The organism is Sphingomonas sp. 320_CC, assembly GCF_059691795.1.
The window spans coordinates 735,693-753,805 of record NZ_JCAWAE010000001.1 but is presented as its reverse complement, the minus strand read 5'-3'; the positions used below and the strand labels follow the sequence as shown (position 1 = coordinate 753,805).

Below are 18,113 nucleotides of genomic sequence, written 5' to 3'. Positions count from 1 at the left end.
AAAAGCAGCCATCGCTACGTTTCGAACGCGTTTTCAGCGAACGATGAAAATGCCCCTGTATTAACCTCCATCTACCATAGCGCTTCGGGGACGCAACGGGATTTTTGGGGATTGGACGGATTTCACCGCAATTGCGATGCTCAGTCTGGGGGAATATGCGGGTAGACCGGATGTGAAAGTGCTGACGACTGTTTTGACTACTGGGGATATCCGGGGATGAAGTGCGGAAGCTCCTCAGATGGTCGAAGCCAACGCACGCCAGACGTTACCAAGGGGTAACGCTCTCCCCTCCCTGGAAGAGAGGGGTCGGGGGTGGGTCGGCCCGATCGAGCCACTCGCGTTCAGGTATGCGGAAACCAACCCACCCCCAGCCCCTCCCTTCCAGGGAGGGGAGCAAGAAGGCAGCAATTACTGCGCGGGCGCCTGCGCGTTGGCGCTCGGCGCCACGCCCATTTCCGCGAGCGGCTCGCCCGCTCCGGCGGCTTCGGTAACGTTCGAAACGCCCATGTTCGCCACCACGTCGGCTTGCGCGGTCCCCACGGTCGCGACCGGCCGCTCGCGATTCGTCGAACCGATAATCGCGCTCGCGAGACCGATCAGCAGCACGACCGCGGCGAGGCCGATCATGCCGACCTTGATGCGCTGCATGGTCTGGGAAGGTTCGTGGGGTAACTTCATCTTGCCCTACCTCGATACCCGACTACCGCGCTTCTGTCGATTCTCGGGAACCATCCCGCTCAGACCAGACCCTTCGCCTGACGCCATTCAGGGTCGTACAGCGTCGAAAGATAGCGGAATCCGGTGTCGCACAGGATCGTCGCGATCCGCTTGCCGGGTCCCAGGTGCTTCGCCAGCGCCACCGCACCGGCGACGTTAATCCCCGACGACAGCCCGAGGCAGAGCCCTTCCTCGTCGAGTAACCGTCGGACCCACGCATACCCCTCCTGATCGGAAATCCGGAACTGCGTATCGATCGGTGCCCCCTCCAGATTGGCGGTGATGCGCCCCTGCCCGATACCCTCCGCGACCGAAGAGCCCTCTGCCCTCAACTCGCCGTGTGCGTAGTAGTTATATAGCGCAGCGCCATGCGGATCGCTGAGCGCGATGCAGACACTTTCGTCCTTCGCCTTGAGCCCGAGCCCGACCCCGGCGATCGTCCCACCGGTGCCCGCCGCGCAGGTGAAGCCGTCGATCCGCCCGTCCATCTGTGCCCAGATCTCCTCTGCGGTCCCGACAATATGCGCACGGCGATTGGCTGTGTTGTCGAACTGGTTCGCCCAGATCGCGCCCGGCGTCTCGTCGGCGATCCGGCGCGAGGTATGGACGAAATGGCATGGCGACGAAAATGCCGCGGCGGGGACCAATACCAGTTCGGCACCTAGAGCCCGCAACGTGTCCATCTTCTCGCGGCTCTGTGTCTCGGGCATGACGATGATCGTCTTGTAGCCTTTGGCGTTCGCTACCAGCGCGAGGCCGATCCCGGTATTGCCCGCGGTGCCCTCGACGATCGTCCCGCCGGGCTGGAGCAGTCCGCGCTGCTCCGCATCCTCGACGATGAACAGCGCTGCGCGATCTTTCACCGACGCGCCGGGGTTCGTGTATTCGCACTTGCCGAAGATATCGCAGCCGGTGGCCTCGCTGGGACCTCTCAGACGAACAAGCGGCGTGTTGCCAATCAGGGCGAGCGTGTCGGGTGTCGTATGCATGCGCGCTATGTGGCGTGGTGCCCCGCCTAGAGCAAGCGAGCGAAAGTTTGCAGGATTAAACGCCGCCAACGCGAACATCCCAAGCGGATGACATGCTTTTCATGTCGTGTTCATTACAACCAATATATGATCTATGTTAGTAAGTTCGAAACTGGCGGGAGCGGGATGATGGAACAGTATCGGCAAGCTCTGGCCTTGTTGTCGAAAGCGTCAGACCTGATGGAAGCGCTCGGCGACACCTTGATCGCCGCGCATATCGCGACTCCGTTGGCAATGGTCGAAGAACGACTTCAGTCGCAGGATGACGTAGCCAAGCAGGACCGTCCGCTGCACGACTGAGCGCGGACATCTTACCCGTCATACATACTGCCCTATTCGCCGCTATGCGATGGTACCGCAAACCATAGCCCTTGACGCTCCATGCTGCATGCGCGAAGCGAGGTCCCGCTATGAAAATCCTCCCCATGACCGCCGTCGCCGCGCTGCTCGTGCTGGCAGCCTGCAACTCCAAGCCCGCCTCGCCAGAGGTGCTGGACAGCAATCCCGATCCGATGGCGAACACGCTCGCCAACGCCGCGCCGGTCGAACTGCCGCCCGCGATCAAGTCCGAGAAGACGCTGCGCTGCAAGGACAACAGCCTGCTCTACGTGACGTTCTTCCAGGGCGACAAGCAAGCCGTGGTCAAGACTAAGAAGGACGGCCCCGCGACGACGTTGAAGTCGGACGTTGCCGGTTCGCCGAAGACCGCCGAGGGCGGCTGGTCGATGACCGGCGACGAATCGAGCGTCACGCTGACCGCACCGGGCAAGTCGGCGCAGATTTGCCACGCGTAAGTTTCTACGTTTACGAATGACGAAACGGCCGGCGGATCATCCGCCGGCCGTTTTTCTTTGCGCTGCACACCCTTGCCCTCACCGCCTTGGACCGGCACGCTAGTCTGATGGCAACCGTTGCGATCTACAGCCTCAAGGGCGGCGTCGGGAAGACGACGCTTTCGGTGAACCTGGCGTGGTGCGCCGCGACATTGTCGGCGCGCCGGACGCTCCTTTGGGATCTGGATCCGCAGGCGGCGTCGACCTGGGTGCTCGGGGGACCCCATGGAGCCGGGGGTAAAGTCGATCAAGCGCAGGCGATGTTTTCGAAGGACGTCGCGGTCGCCAAGCAGGCGCGGCCGACCGCCTACCCGCATCTCGACCTGATCGCGGCGGACGCATCGCTACGCGGGCTCGACCAGCTATTCCACGTGATGGACAAGAAGAAGCGGCTCGCCAGGCTGCTGGCCGAACTCGCCGGCTATGACCGCGTGATCCTCGACTGTCCGCCGGGGCTGACCGAAACCGCGGACCAGGTGATGCGCGCGGCCGATCTTATCGTCATTCCCGTCATTCCCTCGCCGCTGTCGACCCGCGCATACGACGCGGTGGTCCAGCACCTGGGCGGCCGCACGCCGCTGCTGCCGGTCCACGTGATGGTCGACAAGCGTCGTGCGCTGCATGCGGAGGCGCTGGCCCGCCACCCCGACTGGCCGGTCATCCCGATGGCGAGCAACATCGAGTCGACGGCGGTCAAGCGCGCGCCGGTCGGCGTGTTCGCACCGAAGTCCGCCGCGGCGCAGGCGTTTGCGGACCTCTGGCGCCGGATCGAACACCGGCTCACCGCATGAGCGACGTTTTAGACCCTCAACTCGTGCTTGGGGCCTATTCGGTCGGCGTGTTCCCGATGGCGGACAGCCGCGACGCCGCCAGCGTGTACTGGGTCGAGCCGCGCCGTCGCGCGGTCCTGCCGCTCGACGGGTTCCAGCTCTCGCGCTCGCTGAGAAAGACGATCGCCGCGGACCGGTTCCAGGTCACCGTCGACACCGCGTTCGAACGCGTCGTGCAGCTCTGCGCCGAGAGCGTCGAAGGTCGCCCCGAGACGTGGATCAACGACGGCATAGAGCGGGTCTTCCAGACGCTGCATGCGATGGGGTTCGCGCATTCGGTCGAATGCTGGGACGGCGGCAAGCTGGTCGGTGGGCTCTACGGCCTGTCGCTCGGCCGCGCATTCTTCGGCGAAAGCATGGTCAGCCGCGCCACCGACGCCTCGAAGGTCGCGCTCGCGCACCTCGTCGCGCGGCTGCGGACCGGCGGGTTCACGCTGCTCGACTGCCAGTTCCAGACCTCGCATCTCGCCTCGCTCGGCGCGATCGAGATCGAGCGCGCGGATTACGTCGCGTTGCTAGGCGCGGCACTCGAGGGTGCGCTCAAGCCATCCTCCGGCGCCGGGGCATCCTTCGCAGCCGGCGATTTCCGCGCGCTCGATCGCTTGGCCGGCAAGGCTTCGGCGGGCGGCGCGGTATCGGGGCCGGTCTCCGGGAAGGTCATCGCGCAGCTCTTGGTCCAGACGTCGTAGACCGGATGCTGGACCGCGTTCAGCGCGGGGCGTTCCTTGTACAGCCATCCGGAGAAGGTCCGGCGCCAATGCGCGTCTACGCCGCGCACCAGCACCTGTACGAACGCGCCGGTCAGTTGCTCCTGCTCCCACGGCGCAGTCTGTTCGCACGCACGCAATCGCAGCACGACGTCGCCCATGCGCGTCGCCTGGCCGGGCTTGAGGCGCACTTCGCGGGTTTCGCCATTACGCTTGTTGAGCAGGCCTAGCACCGCGACACGCTGCGCCATCGGTGTGCCGCCATTGGCGATCGCCGCAGCACCGGTATCGATCGTCTCGATCGAGGAATTGCCTTGCTCGTCAGCGCCCGGCAGGTCCTGCTGGACCGCGGTAACTTTCGTCGCGGGCGTGGTGAGGGCGCGATATCCGAACCAGCCGCCGACCGCCAACGCCACGACCAACCCGGCCGCGGCGAGCCAGCGCATGATCACCCTTCGGGCGTCCAGGCTTCGTAATCGCCCGTCGCGGCGGCGCGGTGGCCACCCTTTTCGAGCGCACCGGCAGGACGATAGGCGAGCGCGGTACCGGTCATGTTCGGCACGGCGGGCTTCTGCCAGGCACGGATCGGCGGCAATGCGCGATCGGGTACGTCGTCGACCTGGTGATGCAGCCAGCTGAACCACGCCGGCGGCACGCGGCTCGCATCGGTCGCGCCCTGGTAGATCACCCAGCGGCGCGGGTTGCCGGCGGTGTCCTTGCCGCCTTCGTAATAGACGTTGCCGAGCGCGTCCTCGCCCTTCTTCGCCATGCTGCGCAAGCCGAATTTGGTGCCGAGGGTGGCGCCGTTCCACCACGTGAAAGTCGATGCGAGAAAGCCCATGACTGGCGCTTACCGCGAGTGGGGGCGGGCTTCAACCTTGATGATGGGGAAGGCGTCGCGCGATCCTTTAAACGATCCTTACCCTGGCGGGGGACGATCGTGGAGTTCGCCGTTTTTACGCTTCTGCCTACAACGGTTCCGCTTCCTTGTTCTCCCGCGAAGGCGGGAGCTCAGTCTGGGTCCCCGCCTTCGCGGGGAAACACGTGGCTGGAATCGTCGCCTAGTCAGATGTCCCACCCCGGCGGAGGCCGGGGCCCAATTGGGTAACGTCGCTAACGAAGCGCTGTCCGACATTACAGCGACCTTCCCAATTGGGCCCCGGCCTTCGCCGGGGTGGTGCCATTGGTCGAACGGTTCGCGCGCCTACTTCGCGCTCTTGTCCCACGTCACCAGATCACCCTCGGCAATCCCCAGTTCCGAAGCGCGGCCGCCCAACAGCTCCAGCACGGCCCCCACCGGCTCCCCTGACGGGATCGGCGCTTCGGAAAACGGCACCGCATTCTCGGCGATCCTCGCGATCGTCCCGTCCGCACGGATGTAGATGATATCCAGTGAGCTCGGCGTGTTCTTCATCCAGAAGTTCGCCACCACCGGCTCGCCACCCTTGGCGGGATACGGCCAGAACAGCATACCGCCGTCGGGCTTCAGGTCGGTGCGGAACATAAGGCCCCGCGCCTGGTCGGCCTCCGTCTTCGCGCTCTCGACCTTGAACGCATGCGTCCCGTTCGCACTCTTGATCGTCAGCGGCAGCATAGCGACCGCGGCCACGTCCGAGTCCGCGCGGCTATTCATGTACGCGACACCCCCGGCGCCGACGCCCAGCGCCAGCACCGCGGCCAACACGGCCTTCGTAACGAACATCATCCCAGATCCTCTTCGACCGCGACGGCAAGCGGCCCCTTACGTCCTTCGACCACGCGCGCGCGGAGCGGCTGGTCGGGCTCGACCGTCTCGATCCCGGCGCGGCGCAGCGTTTCCATGTGGATGAAGATGTCGCTGCCATCGGCACCCCGTACCAGAAAGCCATAGCCCTTCAACCGGTTGAACCACTTCACCGACGCTGCCTCGAACGGCCCCGCCGCGTCGATCATCGCGATCGGATCGATTCGATCGGGCGAAATCGGCGCCCGAACCTGCTCCTCGACCGCGTTGGTCAGATCGATCGAGAGGATCTCACGCGCCTGGAACCCGCGACCGCGTTGGACCGACAGCGTCTCGACGCGCGCACCCTCGGGGAGGCTACGGCGGCCATGCGCCTGCAGGACGGAAAAGTGCACGAGGATATCGCCGACGGTCTCGTCGTCCGCCACCGCGAAGCCAAAACCGCGCGTGACGTCGAACCATTTGATGACGCCGCCGATCGCGCGCGTTTCGGCCGCGCCGACACCCTCGCCGACACCCCCGAGCGTCGTCGTTCCCGCTTCCACTGGCCCCACCTCTACCGGCATGTCAGCACCTGCTGCGTGTCGTTACGCATTGTTACACCCCTGGACGCCTTGCTAGCACGGTTCGTCGCAGTCGCAATGAATCCGTTGCGACGGTCAGTCGAAATCCATCGATTCGGGGCTGTCGGACGGCGGTGCAGCAACAATTTTGCGTGCAAGATCGAACCGGTGCCCCGCCCGCAGCATCGCCGCGAGCTGTTTTTCATGAAGTTTGCGGTCGCCGTCCCCCGTGCCGTAGGGGCCGATTCGCTTGCGTCGTGCGAAGGCAAGTGCCGATTCGACGGCGCGGTCGGCGATCGCGGGCGCGACCGACTCCGCATCGCCCTCATCGATACCGGCCTCGCGGAACGCGCCCGCGACTCGGCGAGCGCCCAGCCCGCGTCGCTGCATCGCAGCAGCGCGTTGCTCGGCAAAGGCCCGGTCATCGACATAGCCGAGATCGGCCATCCGCTGCGCCAGTTCGCCAGGCTCGGCCAGCGCCGCGCTGGTGCCCCCGTCCCAGCCGCGTTCACGGATTTTCCGCATCAGGTAATCGGTCAGGCGGCCCCGCGTGGTCGCGAACCGCTCGACATAGCGGAGGGCCATCTGTTCCAGCGCCGCGGCATCGAGCGGTTTCGGCGCAGGACGCTCGCGCGCCCGCTCCTTGCCGCCGCCCTTCCCGCCGCCTCTGCCCCAGCTCTTGCCGCCGCGCCGCTTCGTGCCGCCGCTATCGTCGAACGCGCCGTTTTCCTGGTCGCCGGCATCCAGCGACGGGGGAAACGCGTTGCTTTCGCTGTGGCTATCATTGGTCACGCCATCATTGTGCCACACTGGCACCCGAAGTTGAACGGCTAGACTGAAGATAGGCGGGGTGTGTTCGAGCGCCGCGACGAACCAAGGAACTGCGATGACGACCGACACGGCTAACAAGGACGGCATGACCGTAGCGTCAATCGTTGCGACGCCGACCCAAGACGCCCTGCCGCGCCGTTTCGCCGATTTCGGTACCTTGGGCGAAGCGCTCGATTACGCAGCCAGCGGTAACCGCGGGCTTAACTTCCACGACGCTCGCGGCACTTTGTCCCAGCCCTACCCCTATTCGCAACTCCGGGACGACGCGCGTGCGATGGCGGACCGCCTGATCGCCGCCGGCGTCGCGCCTGCCGATCGCATCGCGCTGGTCGCGGAGACCGGCCCCGAGTTCGCGGCGCTGTTCTTCGGCGTCGTCTATGCCGGCGCATGGCCCGTGCCGCTACCGCTGCCGACCTCGTTCGGCGGTCGGGATTCGTACATCGAACAGCTCCGCGTCCAGCTTGCGAGCTGCGACCCGAAGATGCTGATCTTCCCGCCCGAGCTCGCGCAGATGGCGGGCGAGGCTGCCCGCCTGTCGGGTACCGTCGGCATCGACTGGTCCGAGTTCGCGACGCGCGAGGCACCGGTCGCGACGCTGCCCGAGGCAAAACCCGACGACATCGCGTATCTGCAATATTCGAGCGGCTCGACGCGCTTCCCGCATGGTGTCGTCATCACGCATGCCGCGCTTCTGAACAACCTCGCAGCGCATAGCCACGGCATGGAAGTCTGCGACACCGATCGCTGCGCTTCCTGGCTGCCCTGGTATCACGACATGGGGCTGGTCGGCTGCTTCCTGTCGCCGATCGCCAACCAGGTCTCGACCGACTACCTCAAGACCGAGGATTTCGCGCGCCGTCCGCTCGCGTGGCTCGATCTCATCAGCCGGAACGAAGGCACGACGCTCAGCTATTCGCCGACCTTCGGCTACGATATCTGCGCTCGCCGCATGTCGAGCCAGACCAAGGCGAGCGATCGGTTTGACCTGTCGCGCTGGCGCGTGGCGGGCAATGGCGCCGACATGATCCGTCCCGACGTGATGCAGTCGTTCGTCGACGCGTTCGCCGATGCCGGCTTCAAGGCGAGTGCGTTCCTGCCGAGCTACGGCTTGGCCGAGGCGACGCTCGCGGTCTCGCTGATGCCGCCGGGCGAAGGCATCCGCGTCGAACTGGTCGAGGAAACGCAGCTTTCGGGTGGCTCGCGCGGCGGTGACCGTCCCCAGCGCTACCGGGCGATCGTCAACTGCGGCAAGCCGGTCCGCGACATGCGAATCGAAATCCGCGAAGAGGACGGCACGCCCCTCCCCGATCGCGCGATCGGCAAGGTCTGGTGCAGCGGCAAGTCGGTGATGGTCGGCTATTTCCGCGACGATGCGGCGACCGAGGCGTGCATGGCCGACGGTTGGCTCGATACCGGCGACATGGGCTATATGTCGGACGGCTACATCTACATCGTCGGCCGCGCCAAGGACATGATCATCGTCAACGGCAAGAACCATTGGCCGCAGGACATCGAGTGGGCGGTGGAGCAGCTCCCCGGCTTCAAGGCCGGCGACATCGCCGCGTTCGCGATCACGACGCCCGGCGGCGAGGAAACCCCCGCCGTGCTGGTCCAGTGCCGGAGCTCGGACGAAGCCGAACGCCTGCGCCTGCGCGACGAGATCCGCGAGCGCGTGCGGTCGGTGACGGGCATGAACTGCCTGATCGAACTGATCCCGCCGCGCACCCTGCCGCGCACCTCGTCGGGCAAGCTCAGCCGGGCCAAGGCGCGCAACCTGTACCTCAGCGGCGATATCAAGCCGTACGACATCGCAGCCTGAGACCGCCCTGCCTGAGACCGGCGGCGGGTCACGCGGCCACCGCTGACACGCGAATGAAACTATGCAAGGACGTCCACGACGGCGTGGATTGATCCAGATCGAACTAAATTACAGTCACGCTGGTCGATAAGAACGATCTGATAACCAAGCGGACCTATGACCGACGCCGTGAGCCCTGCACCGCCTTCTCCGTCACGCCGCGTGGCCGTCGATCTCTTCAGATTGATGGGGCTTCGCGGTGGCGGGGCGGACCATGTCGAATGGAGCCGCATCCGTGCCGCGCAGTTGTTCGCCGGGCGCAAGATGGCACTGGTCCTGCTCTCGACCAATCTGGCGGCGGTACTGGCGACCGGGTTCCTGGTCAGCGCGACCGTCCCTGCGTGGCAGGTCACGACATGGTCCGCGTTGCTCGTCGCGATCGCCGTCGCGGTCGCGTTCCGGCGTCTCGCCGTTCCGCACACTGGTGAAAGCCAGGCGAGCGTCCACGACCTGCGCAAGACCGGGTGGGAGGGCCTGGCGCTTGGCCTCGGCTGGTCGTGCGTACCGATCCTGTTCTGTACGCATGCTCCCTCGGGCACGACCGCCGGGCTTGGCATCACGCTGACGCTATTGATGACGGCCGCGGCATTCGTGATGGCGCCGCTGACGCTCGCGACGCTGATCTTCCTTGGATATCTCGGCGCGTCGATGGTCATCCAGTTGCTGATCGCCGGGACGACGTCGGCAGCGATCGGGATCCTGGGCTTCACGCTGGTGCTGATGGCGGGATGCGTCAGCCGTGCCCGCGCCCTCGTCCTGATCCGCGCCAACGAGATCGCTTTGAACGAACGCGACGAGACCGTGAGTCTGCTCCTTCGCGAGTTCGAGGATACCGGCGCTGACTGGCTGTGGGAGACCGACGCGATGCGGCGAATCGTTCGCGCGTCGTCGCGGTTCGCGGTCGCGTGCGGGCTCGATCCCGGTGAGATCGACGGGATGCCGTTGCTGCAATTGCTGGCCGGCCCGAGCTGGGACAGTGGGGAGTTCGCACCAGAACTGCGGACGCTTGCCGAGAAATTGCGCCGTCGCGACAGCTTTCGCGATGTCCGCCTGCCGGTGACGATCAACGGTGACCTGCGATGGTGGGAAATCGCCGCCTCCCCCCGGTTCGGAGACGATGGCGAATTCTACGGATTTCGCGGCGTCACGTCGGACATCACCGAGCTGCGCGCGTCGGAAGACCGTATCAACCGGATGGCGCGGTTCGACGTACTGACCGGGCTGCCCAACCGGCTGATGATCAACGAGACACTCGTCAGGACGATGGCCGAAGCCGACAGCTGGGGTGGCCGCTACGCGTTCATGATGCTCGATCTCGATCGGTTCAAGGCGGTCAACGATACGCTCGGCCATCCGATCGGCGATCGCCTGCTCGGCTGCGTGTCCGAACGGCTCGAGGGCTTGATGGGGGACGGCAGCCTGTGCGGGCGGCTCGGCGGCGACGAGTTCGCGGTCATCGTGCGGGGCGCGAGCGACGCTGGAGCGATCGACGACCTTGCGCGACAGATCATTGAGACGCTGTCGCGACCCTATGAGATCGACGCGCACACGCTGTATATCGGTGCCAGCGTCGGCATCGCGATCGGCCCGCGCGACGGCCGCACCGCGGAAATGCTCGTCCGCTCCGCCGACCTCGCGCTCTACCGTGCCAAGGACGCCGGCCGCGGGGTGTACCGCACCTACGAGCCGGAGCTGCACGTGAAGGCGGAGGAGCGGCGTGTCCTCGAAATGGCGCTTCGCACCGCGCTCGAGAATGGCGAAATGCACCTCGACTACCAGCCGGTCGTCGATGCTCGCGGCGAGACGCTGGTCGCGTTCGAAGCCCTGCTGCGCTGGACCAGTCCACGCTTCGGTATCATCGCGCCCGAAAAGTTCATTCCGCTTGCCGAGGACGCGCGCCTGATCGCGCCGATCGGGGCGTGGGCGCTGAGGACGGCGTGCGAAGAGGTTGCGAAATGGCCGTCCGACATTCGCGTTGCGGTCAACGTGTCCGCCGACCAGCTCCAGAATCCCAATTTCGTGACGACGGTCACCTCCGCGCTGGCGAACACCGGCCTGTCCGCGGATCGCCTCGAACTCGAGGTTACCGAGAGCGTATTCCTGACCGAGGCGTTGGGCGCGACCAAGGTCCTGGAGCGACTGCTCGACATGGGCGTGCGGCTTAGTCTCGATGATTTTGGCGTCGGCCATTCCTCGCTCGGTTATCTCAGCCGTACGCGGTTCTCGTCTATCAAGATCGACCGAAGCTTCGTCCGCGACGCCGCCGCCGGGACGCGGGAAGCGGTTGCGATCGTCCACGCTGTGATCGCGCTCGCCCGGAGCCTCGACATCGACACGACCGCGGAGGGCGTCGAAACCGAAGCCGAGCACCGCATGGCGCAGGCGTTCGGTTGCACCAACGTCCAGGGTTTCTATTTCGGCCGCCCGATGCCCGTCGAACAGGCGCGCGCGCTGGCACATGGTCGCTGGAAAGCATCGGCCGCCGCCTAGGCAACCGATGTGCGCCTCGACGGGCAGTTACCGGGTCGGTCGGCGGTCGCGTCCGGCGAAGCTGACGAGGCTTTCCGCGCCCGTCGCCGACAAAGCGGACACGCCGACGAAATTGTCGTCCACCGGCACCTGCGTCAGGACCGTGCCAGTCCCGGTAACGTCGCGTGTCTCCGCCCAGCTCTGCGCATCGTTGCGACGCCACCGCACGCGGTAGCCCGCAGCGCCCGGTACCGCAGTCCACTTTACCGTCGTATCGCGGGACAATGCCCCGGCGATCGACACGTCTTCAGGGGCCGCGGGGGCGCTGGCAATCCGCGACAACGTCGCGACGTTGATCGCGGTCACCTTGGCGAGATACGGAAAGTCCATGCCCTCGATCGTGTCGCCGTAGACCACGCCCTTTTCGGTGCGCAGGTCCTGATGCTGGCGATCCCAGTTCTCGGCTGCGACCGAGAACCGCACCGCGGGGTAGCCGAGCTTCAGGAACGGCTCGTGATCGCCGCCACGGCCGAACCGGTCCGGCCGGCGATCGATCATCACGTCGAGGCCGCCGGGAATGTCGCGCGCGATACCGTCGATCGCCTTGGCTAGCGCACGGCTGGGGCCGTCATCCTCGCCGCCCTCGGCGCGGCGGCCCTGCTGGGCGACCAGATCCTCGGATGCGCGAATGCCTTCGGAGAACACCCGGACCTTGTCGGCGACGCGTACGCCGCCCTGCCCGACCGTGTTGCCGACGATATCGTTGTTGAGCATCGCCGAGACCTGCCAGCCGCGCGCCTTGGCGGTATCGGCGAGCAGTTCGGCGCCCCACAGGCCCTGCTCCTCTCCCGAAAACACAGCGTAGACGATCGTCGCGTCGAACTGGCGTTGCGACAACAGCCGTGCGGCCTCCAGCACCAGTGCGACGCCCGACGCATTGTCGTTCGCGCCGGGCGCGTCGGAGGTGACGTTCATCACGTCAGTCACGCGGCTATCGATATGCGCGCCGACGATCACCACTCGGTTCGGATCGCGGCCCTTCTGAATCCCGAGCACATCCTCGACCACCACGCCGGTCGGTGCGCGTGGTCCGGTGAAGCGGCGCGAGATGCGATCGACAGTGATGCAACCGCCACACGTCGCCGCAATTTCCTGGAACCGGCTCGCGGCCCAGTTTCGGGCGGCACCGATACCGCGTTTCGGGTCGGTGGTGATCGACGCAGTGTGACGCGTACCGAAGCCAACCATCGCGGTGACGTCCGCCTTCAGGCGAACCGAAGACGGAGCAGGGTAAGGGGCGGCGGCGGCAAGTAGCAGCGGGACGGCAAAAATAGGCATGAGCCGATCGTGGCCCGATCTCGCGCCACGCTCAAGAGGGTAGCGTCACAATCGTTCCCGGCGGGCAATTTTGTGTGCCGACAAGATGTTATGCAAAATGGACCGATCAAATGTTTGAGACTTTTTAAGCCAACCGCTATTATATGATCAAGAGCGCGAGGACCTAAGATGATCATTGGCCATTCTGTTTCAGACGGCGACGGCGTTATCCTCGCGATAGACGAACCGGTCGCGGCGGTGCTGCAACGCACGCAGAAACAGCTTGTGGGCCTTTCCTACCTTTCGATAACGCACCCCGACGACGTCGCGCGTAACCTGAGCCACGTTGCGGCATTGCAACCCAATGGCAATTCAGCCCGAATCCGGAAACGTTACATCGGCGGCGAAGGCGATATCATCACGCTGGAAGTCCAGGTTTCGCGACTGGGCAACGGCAAGCCGGGTAGACTAATCGGCACCCTGTGCACCGCTCCTACGCTCGCCGACACAATCAGTGGCGATGCCATGCCGCATCATCTTTGGCGCCGGGCCAAGGACTTGCTGGGAATTATCCGTGCGCGCGACGCGGTACTCGGGTCCGATCTTTTCGCCGATCATGCGTGGACGACGCTGCTGATCGTGTACGTCGCAGAAGCCGAGAGCCGAATCGCAAGCGTCGACATGGTTGCCGACCAGCTACGCCTGTCACGGTCGACGCTCGGTCGCTGGATTCGCGTGCTCCAGGCAAAGTCGCTCATTGAACCGCCAGACAGCAATCTCGATGCGTTGCAACTCACGCAGACTGGCATCAACAGCGTGGAGCGCCTGCTGGCCACGCATTCGGCAATGGCTGTCAGTTGAGGTACGCCCCACTCAACTGAGCCGGTCGATTGCCTCGCGCGTGAGCGATCCGGGAATGATCATGACCGGCACCGGCAGCGAACCCGCGTCGGTCCCCGCGAAATGCGCGATCAGTTCGCCTGGAGCACCAGTCGCCGCGGCGCCGAGGACCAGCGCCGCGATATCGGGATTTGCCGCGATCATTTCGCGGATGATCTTGGCGCTTTCCCCCTCGCGCACCGTGATCGACGGACGCAAGCCGGACTCCTCAAGCAACGTACCCGCAGCCCCCGCTACCAACCCCTCGGCATGCAGGCGCGCTTCTTCCTCGATCGTCGCTTGGACGCCGCCGAACGCGATGAACTCCTGCGGCGGGATCACCGTGAGGATCTCGACCCCACCGCCGGTCTTCACCGCACGCCGGGCCGCGAAACGCAACGCGATCCCAGCTTCCGGACTGTCGTCGATAACCACCAGATAAATGCGCATTTTTGCCCCCGTTATCGCCGGTAATTGGGCCGCAGCGGGTCGATACGCAAGTGCGTCGGGGTTGACCCGAGCGGACGAGGGCGCGAGTAGGCATGCCGTTACGTCACGCCCTGGGGAAATCCATGTCGATCGAGATCAAGATGCCTGCGCTGTCCCCGACCATGGAGGAGGGTACCCTCGCCAAATGGTTGATCAAGGAGGGCGACGTCGTGAAATCCGGCGACCTGATGGCCGAGATCGAGACCGACAAGGCGACGATGGAGTTCGAAGCCGTCGACGAAGGCACTGTGGTCAAGATCCTCGTCGCCGAGGGTACCGACAATGTGAAGGTCGGCACGGTCATCGCGATCATCGCCGAAGAGGGCGAGGATGCATCTTCGGTCTCATCTGCGCCGATCAAGAGCGAGACACCCGAGCCTGCCGCGAAGGAATCGGAAGCCAAGCCCGATCCGACGGACCCGAACAAGACCGGCACCGAGGCCAAGCCGGTCGAGCGGACCGAGGCTTCGGCCGAGGATCACGGTCGGCCGGATGACGCCGGTGCAGCCCAGCCTGCCGCCAGCGGCGTCCGCGTGAAGGCGAGCCCGCTCGCGCGCCGTCTCGCCGCCGACAAGGGGATCGATCTCGGCGCCGTATCCGGCTCCGGCCCCAAGGGTCGTATTGTCAAGGCCGACGTCGAGAGCGCAAAGCCGGGTGCCGCACCCGCTGCTGCGAAAACCGAAGCTGCTGCGCCAACTGCCGCTGCGGCTCCAGCGCCCGCCGCAAAGCCTGCGACCGTGCCGGATATCCCGCACGAGGCGACAAAGCTCAGCAACGTGCGGAAAACGATCGCGCGTCGCCTGACAGAGTCGAAGCAGACCGTCCCGCACATCTACCTGACCGTGAACATCCGTCTCGACGCGCTGCTCAAGCTGCGCGGCGAGTTGAACAAGAGCCTCGAATCGCGCAGCGTGAAGCTGTCGGTCAACGATCTGTTGATCAAGGCGCAGGCCGTCGCGCTCATGCAGGTGCCGAGCTGCAACGTGATGTTCACGCCGGACCAGCTGATCACCTTCCAGCGCGCCGACATCTCGGTCGCGGTGAGCACGCCGTCGGGGCTGATCACGCCGATCATCGTCGGTGCGGACACCGCATCGCTGTCGTCGATCTCGACGCAGATGAAGGATCTTGCGGGACGTGCGCGCGACGGCAAGCTGAAGCCCGAGGAATACCAGGGCGGCACCGCCTCGATCAGCAACATGGGCATGTTCGGCATCACGCAGTTCGATGCGGTCATCAATCCGCCGCAGGCGATGATCCTCGCGGTCGGCGCGGGCGAGAAGCGCCCGGTCGTGATCGGTGACGAACTGGCGGTCGCGACGGTCATGTCGGCCACCGGCAGCTTCGATCACCGCGCGATCGACGGGGCCGACGGCGCGCAGTTCATGAAGGCGTTCAAGCACCTCGTCGAGAACCCGCTGGGCATGCTCGCCTGAGATGGGTCTGGTGTCATCGTTCAGGTCGCTTTCGGGCACCACCATCGAGATCCTGCACATCCTCGGCGGGCTCGTGGCGGCGGTGGCGATGACCTGGGCGGCGGCATGGTCCTACCCGCTTGGGCAGGACGTGATCTGGTCTTGCGGGGCCGCGGCGATGCTCGCGACCGTGCTGATGGGCGTGGGCCCGTTGCGGCGCGCCCGCCGGCTCGACCGAACGACCCGCAGGAGTGAAGCGTGACCGACCTGCCCCCCAACAAAGCGCCGACGATCCGCGTCACTGCCATGCCCGCCGATGCCAATCCGTATGGCGACATTTTCGGCGGCTGGCTGATGGGCCAGATGGATTTGGCCGCCGGTTCGGTCGCCTCGCGGCGTAGCGGCGGCCGTGCCGTCACGATTGCGGCGGACGCGATGAAGTTCCACATGCCGGTCGTCGTCGGTGACGAAGTGTCGGTCTATGCCGAGCTGATCGCGGTCGGTCGCACCTCGATGACGATCGAAATCGAGGCTTGGCGCCGTGCGCGTCACAGCAACGACAGCTGCAAGGTGACCCAGGCTCGCTTCATCTTCGTGGCGGTCGGCGACGATCGCAAACCGCGGCCCGTGCCGCCCGAAACCAACTGATTTTCAAAGGACTCTACCGTGGCTGATACCTATGATCTCGTCATCCTCGGCTCGGGCCCCGGCGGCTACGTCGCCGCGATCCGTGCGTCGCAGCTCGGCCTGAAGGTCGCGATCGTCGAGCGCGAGCGCTTGGGCGGCATCTGCCTCAACTGGGGCTGCATCCCGACCAAGGCGCTGCTCCGCACGTCGGAAATCTATCACTACATGCAGAACGCAGAGAGCTACGGGCTCAAGGCGGACAATGTCGGTTTCGATCTCGCCAAGATCGTCGACCGCTCGCGGAAAGTGGCGGGTCAGCTGAACGCGGGCGTGAAGGGCCTGATGAAGAAGAACAAGGTGACCGTGGTCGAGGGCGTCGGCACGGTAACTGCGAAGGGCAAGCTCAGCGTCAAGCAGGGCGACAAGACGGTCGAGCTCGAAGCTAAGAACATCATCGTCGCGACCGGCGCGCGCGCGCGCGACCTGCCGTTCGCCAAGGCCGACGGCGAGCGGATCTGGACCTATCGCCATGCGATGGTGCCGACCGAGATGCCGACCAAGCTGCTCGTCATCGGATCGGGCGCGATCGGCGTCGAGTTCGCCAGCTTCTACAATGACATGGGCGCCGACGTGACGATCGTCGAGATGCTCCCGCGAATCCTCCCCGTCGAGGACGAGGAAGTCTCCGCGTTCATGGACAAGGCGCTGTCGAAGCAGGGCATCAAGCTGCTGACCCAGACCGGTCTCGAAGGGCTCGTCCCCTCGGCGAACGGCGTCACCGCCAAGATCAAGGCGAAGGACGGTAAGGTTTCGGAAGAGACCTTCAGCCACGCGATCACCGCGATCGGCATCGTCCCCAACACCGAGAACATCGGGCTCGAGGCGCTCGGCGTCGAGACCGATCGCGGCCACATCAAGACCGACGGTTACGGCCGCACCAACGTCGACGGCATCTGGGCGATCGGCGACGTCACCGGCGCGCCGTGGCTCGCGCACAAGGCCAGCCATGAGGGCATCATCGCGGTCGAGAAGATCGCCGGCGGTTCGCCGCACCAGATGGACAAGGCCAACATCCCCGGCTGCACCTATTCGCGCCCGCAGGTGGCGAGCGTCGGCATGACCGAGGCGAAGGCGAAGGAAGCGGGCTACGAGCTGAAGGTCGGCAAATTCCCCTTCATCGGCAACGGCAAGGCGATCGCGCTGGGCGAGGCCGAGGGCTTCGTGAAGACGGTGTTCGACGCGAAGACCGGCGAACTGCTCGGCGCGCACATGGTCGGCGCGGAAGTCACCGAGCTGATCCAGGGGTATGTGGTCGCGCGCCAGCTCGAGACGACCGAGGCCGAACTTATGGAGACGGTGTTCGCGCATCCGACGCTGAGCGAGATGATGCACGAGAGCGTGCTGGCGGCCTATGGTCGCGCAATCCACTACTAAAAGTGATCGATCCTCCCCCGCCAGGGGGAGGTGGCGCCGAAGGTGACGGAGGGGGAGGATACGAAGCAGGCGTGGTCGCTTACCTCCCCCTCCGTCTGGCAAGCGCCAGCCACCTCCCCCTGGCGGGGGAGGATTCTGGTTAGGTGTCGCATCCCGCAGTTACCCGTCATCATGACGAAAGTCAGGATCCAGGATACCGCCCGCAGCCCGTTGTGACTCTGGATCCTGACTGTCGTCAGGATGACGAGGTATGATGGCAGGCGTGCTAGCGGCCCTGTACCAGCGATATCCAGCCGACCGACCGATCCGGGCAAACCATCCCGTTTCGGCCCTATCTCTCTTGACCGCCGCGCATAACGCACCGAAAGGTCGCGCCAGCCATCAGGTCCGGCT

19 protein-coding genes and 1 pseudogene are annotated in these 18,113 nt (G+C 65.4%); 11 read left to right on the top strand and 9 right to left on the bottom strand.

Going from position 1 to position 18,113, the window contains the following annotated elements; genetic code table 11:
- Window positions 1–408: 408 nt before the first annotated feature.
- Both AC59GX_RS03495 and AC59GX_RS03490 read right to left on the bottom strand, forming a co-directional pair.
- The gene (locus AC59GX_RS03495) at window positions 409–678 is read right to left on the bottom strand and encodes a hypothetical protein (protein ID WP_497300823.1); all 270 of its coding nucleotides are present in this window, start codon (window positions 676–678) and stop codon (window positions 409–411) included.
- 59 nt (window positions 679–737) lie between these two features.
- Window positions 738–1,706 carry a cysteine synthase A gene (locus AC59GX_RS03490; protein ID WP_426280966.1) on the bottom strand — a complete coding sequence of 323 codons (969 nt, stop codon included), beginning with the start codon at window positions 1,704–1,706 and terminating at the stop codon, window positions 738–740.
- A 168-nt stretch (window positions 1,707–1,874) separates the two neighbouring features.
- Between AC59GX_RS03490 and AC59GX_RS03485 the strand changes: the two genes are divergently transcribed.
- The 4 genes from AC59GX_RS03485 (at window position 1,875) to aat (ending at window position 4,097) form a co-directional block, all read left to right on the top strand.
- On the top strand, window positions 1,875–2,045 hold the full coding sequence (locus AC59GX_RS03485; RefSeq protein ID WP_253071992.1) for a hypothetical protein: 171 nt from the start codon (window positions 1,875–1,877) through the stop codon (window positions 2,043–2,045).
- Between the two features lie 125 nt (window positions 2,046–2,170).
- Window positions 2,171–2,539 (top strand): hypothetical protein, encoded by a 369-nt coding sequence (locus AC59GX_RS03480; RefSeq protein ID WP_426280968.1) that lies wholly within the window; start codon window positions 2,171–2,173, stop codon window positions 2,537–2,539.
- A 107-nt stretch (window positions 2,540–2,646) separates the two neighbouring features.
- Window positions 2,647–3,369 carry a ParA family protein gene (locus AC59GX_RS03475; RefSeq protein ID WP_497300820.1) on the top strand — a complete coding sequence of 241 codons (723 nt, stop codon included), beginning with the start codon at window positions 2,647–2,649 and terminating at the stop codon, window positions 3,367–3,369.
- Window positions 3,366–4,097, top strand: coding sequence for a leucyl/phenylalanyl-tRNA--protein transferase (aat, locus tag AC59GX_RS03470; RefSeq protein WP_426280971.1), 732 nt, complete (start codon window positions 3,366–3,368; stop codon window positions 4,095–4,097). Before AC59GX_RS03475 ends, aat begins: the two co-directional genes overlap by 4 nt.
- 35 nt (window positions 4,098–4,132) lie before the next feature.
- Here the strand turns inward: aat and AC59GX_RS03465 are convergent.
- The 5 genes and pseudogenes from AC59GX_RS03465 to AC59GX_RS03445 all read right to left on the bottom strand — a co-directional run.
- Window positions 4,133–4,366 (bottom strand): annotated as a pseudogene (locus AC59GX_RS03465) (DUF2155 domain-containing protein); the annotation flags it as partial.
- Window positions 4,367–4,563: 197 nt separating this feature from the next.
- Window positions 4,564–4,956, bottom strand: coding sequence for an NADH:ubiquinone oxidoreductase subunit NDUFA12 (locus tag AC59GX_RS03460; RefSeq protein ID WP_056060269.1), 393 nt, complete (start codon window positions 4,954–4,956; stop codon window positions 4,564–4,566).
- 363 nt (window positions 4,957–5,319) lie between these two features.
- Complete coding sequence (locus AC59GX_RS03455; protein ID WP_426281112.1) at window positions 5,320–5,817, bottom strand: DUF192 domain-containing protein; 498 nt, start codon at window positions 5,815–5,817, stop codon at window positions 5,320–5,322.
- A complete protein-coding gene (locus AC59GX_RS03450; protein WP_426280973.1) occupies window positions 5,817–6,404 on the bottom strand; it encodes a cold-shock protein in 588 nt (195 codons plus the stop codon). The genes AC59GX_RS03455 and AC59GX_RS03450 overlap by 1 nt, the downstream gene beginning before the upstream one ends.
- 93 nt (window positions 6,405–6,497) lie before the next feature.
- Window positions 6,498–7,193: a regulatory protein RecX gene (locus tag AC59GX_RS03445; protein ID WP_426280975.1), complete on the bottom strand. Its 696-nt coding sequence runs from the start codon at window positions 7,191–7,193 to the stop codon at window positions 6,498–6,500.
- Between the two features lie 94 nt (window positions 7,194–7,287).
- On the opposite strand from AC59GX_RS03445, the gene AC59GX_RS03440 reads away from it, so the two are divergent.
- The gene (locus AC59GX_RS03440; protein ID WP_426280976.1) at window positions 7,288–9,051 is read left to right on the top strand and encodes a fatty acyl-AMP ligase; all 1,764 of its coding nucleotides are present in this window, start codon (window positions 7,288–7,290) and stop codon (window positions 9,049–9,051) included.
- A gap of 201 nt (window positions 9,052–9,252) precedes the next feature.
- Window positions 9,253–11,580, top strand: coding sequence for an EAL domain-containing protein (locus AC59GX_RS03435; RefSeq protein ID WP_426280977.1), 2,328 nt, complete (start codon window positions 9,253–9,255; stop codon window positions 11,578–11,580).
- Window positions 11,581–11,607: 27 nt separating this feature from the next.
- Here AC59GX_RS03435 and AC59GX_RS03430 read toward each other — a convergent pair whose 3' ends face one another.
- Window positions 11,608–12,897 carry a M20/M25/M40 family metallo-hydrolase gene (locus AC59GX_RS03430; protein WP_426280978.1) on the bottom strand — a complete coding sequence of 430 codons (1,290 nt, stop codon included), beginning with the start codon at window positions 12,895–12,897 and terminating at the stop codon, window positions 11,608–11,610.
- A gap of 168 nt (window positions 12,898–13,065) precedes the next feature.
- Here AC59GX_RS03430 and AC59GX_RS03425 point away from each other — a divergent pair, with 168 nt between their 5' ends.
- Window positions 13,066–13,737 (top strand): PAS domain-containing protein, encoded by a 672-nt coding sequence (locus AC59GX_RS03425; RefSeq protein WP_136189454.1) that lies wholly within the window; start codon window positions 13,066–13,068, stop codon window positions 13,735–13,737.
- Between the two features lie 12 nt (window positions 13,738–13,749).
- Here AC59GX_RS03425 and AC59GX_RS03420 read toward each other — a convergent pair whose 3' ends face one another.
- Window positions 13,750–14,205, bottom strand: coding sequence for a universal stress protein (locus tag AC59GX_RS03420; protein WP_056060288.1), 456 nt, complete (start codon window positions 14,203–14,205; stop codon window positions 13,750–13,752).
- Window positions 14,206–14,327: 122 nt separating this feature from the next.
- On the opposite strand from AC59GX_RS03420, the gene AC59GX_RS03415 reads away from it, so the two are divergent.
- The 4 genes from AC59GX_RS03415 to lpdA are packed head-to-tail and all read left to right on the top strand — an operon-like array spanning window position 14,328 to window position 17,720.
- The gene (locus AC59GX_RS03415) at window positions 14,328–15,680 is read left to right on the top strand and encodes a pyruvate dehydrogenase complex dihydrolipoamide acetyltransferase (RefSeq protein ID WP_426280979.1); all 1,353 of its coding nucleotides are present in this window, start codon (window positions 14,328–14,330) and stop codon (window positions 15,678–15,680) included.
- A 10-nt stretch (window positions 15,681–15,690) separates the two neighbouring features.
- Window positions 15,691–15,921: a hypothetical protein gene (locus AC59GX_RS03410; protein WP_426280980.1), complete on the top strand. Its 231-nt coding sequence runs from the start codon at window positions 15,691–15,693 to the stop codon at window positions 15,919–15,921.
- Between the two features lie 44 nt (window positions 15,922–15,965).
- A complete protein-coding gene (locus AC59GX_RS03405; protein ID WP_426281113.1) occupies window positions 15,966–16,307 on the top strand; it encodes an acyl-CoA thioesterase in 342 nt (113 codons plus the stop codon).
- A gap of 18 nt (window positions 16,308–16,325) precedes the next feature.
- Window positions 16,326–17,720 (top strand): dihydrolipoyl dehydrogenase, encoded by a 1,395-nt coding sequence (gene lpdA / locus AC59GX_RS03400; RefSeq protein WP_426280982.1) that lies wholly within the window; start codon window positions 16,326–16,328, stop codon window positions 17,718–17,720.
- The last annotated feature ends 393 nt before the right edge of the window (window positions 17,721–18,113 follow it).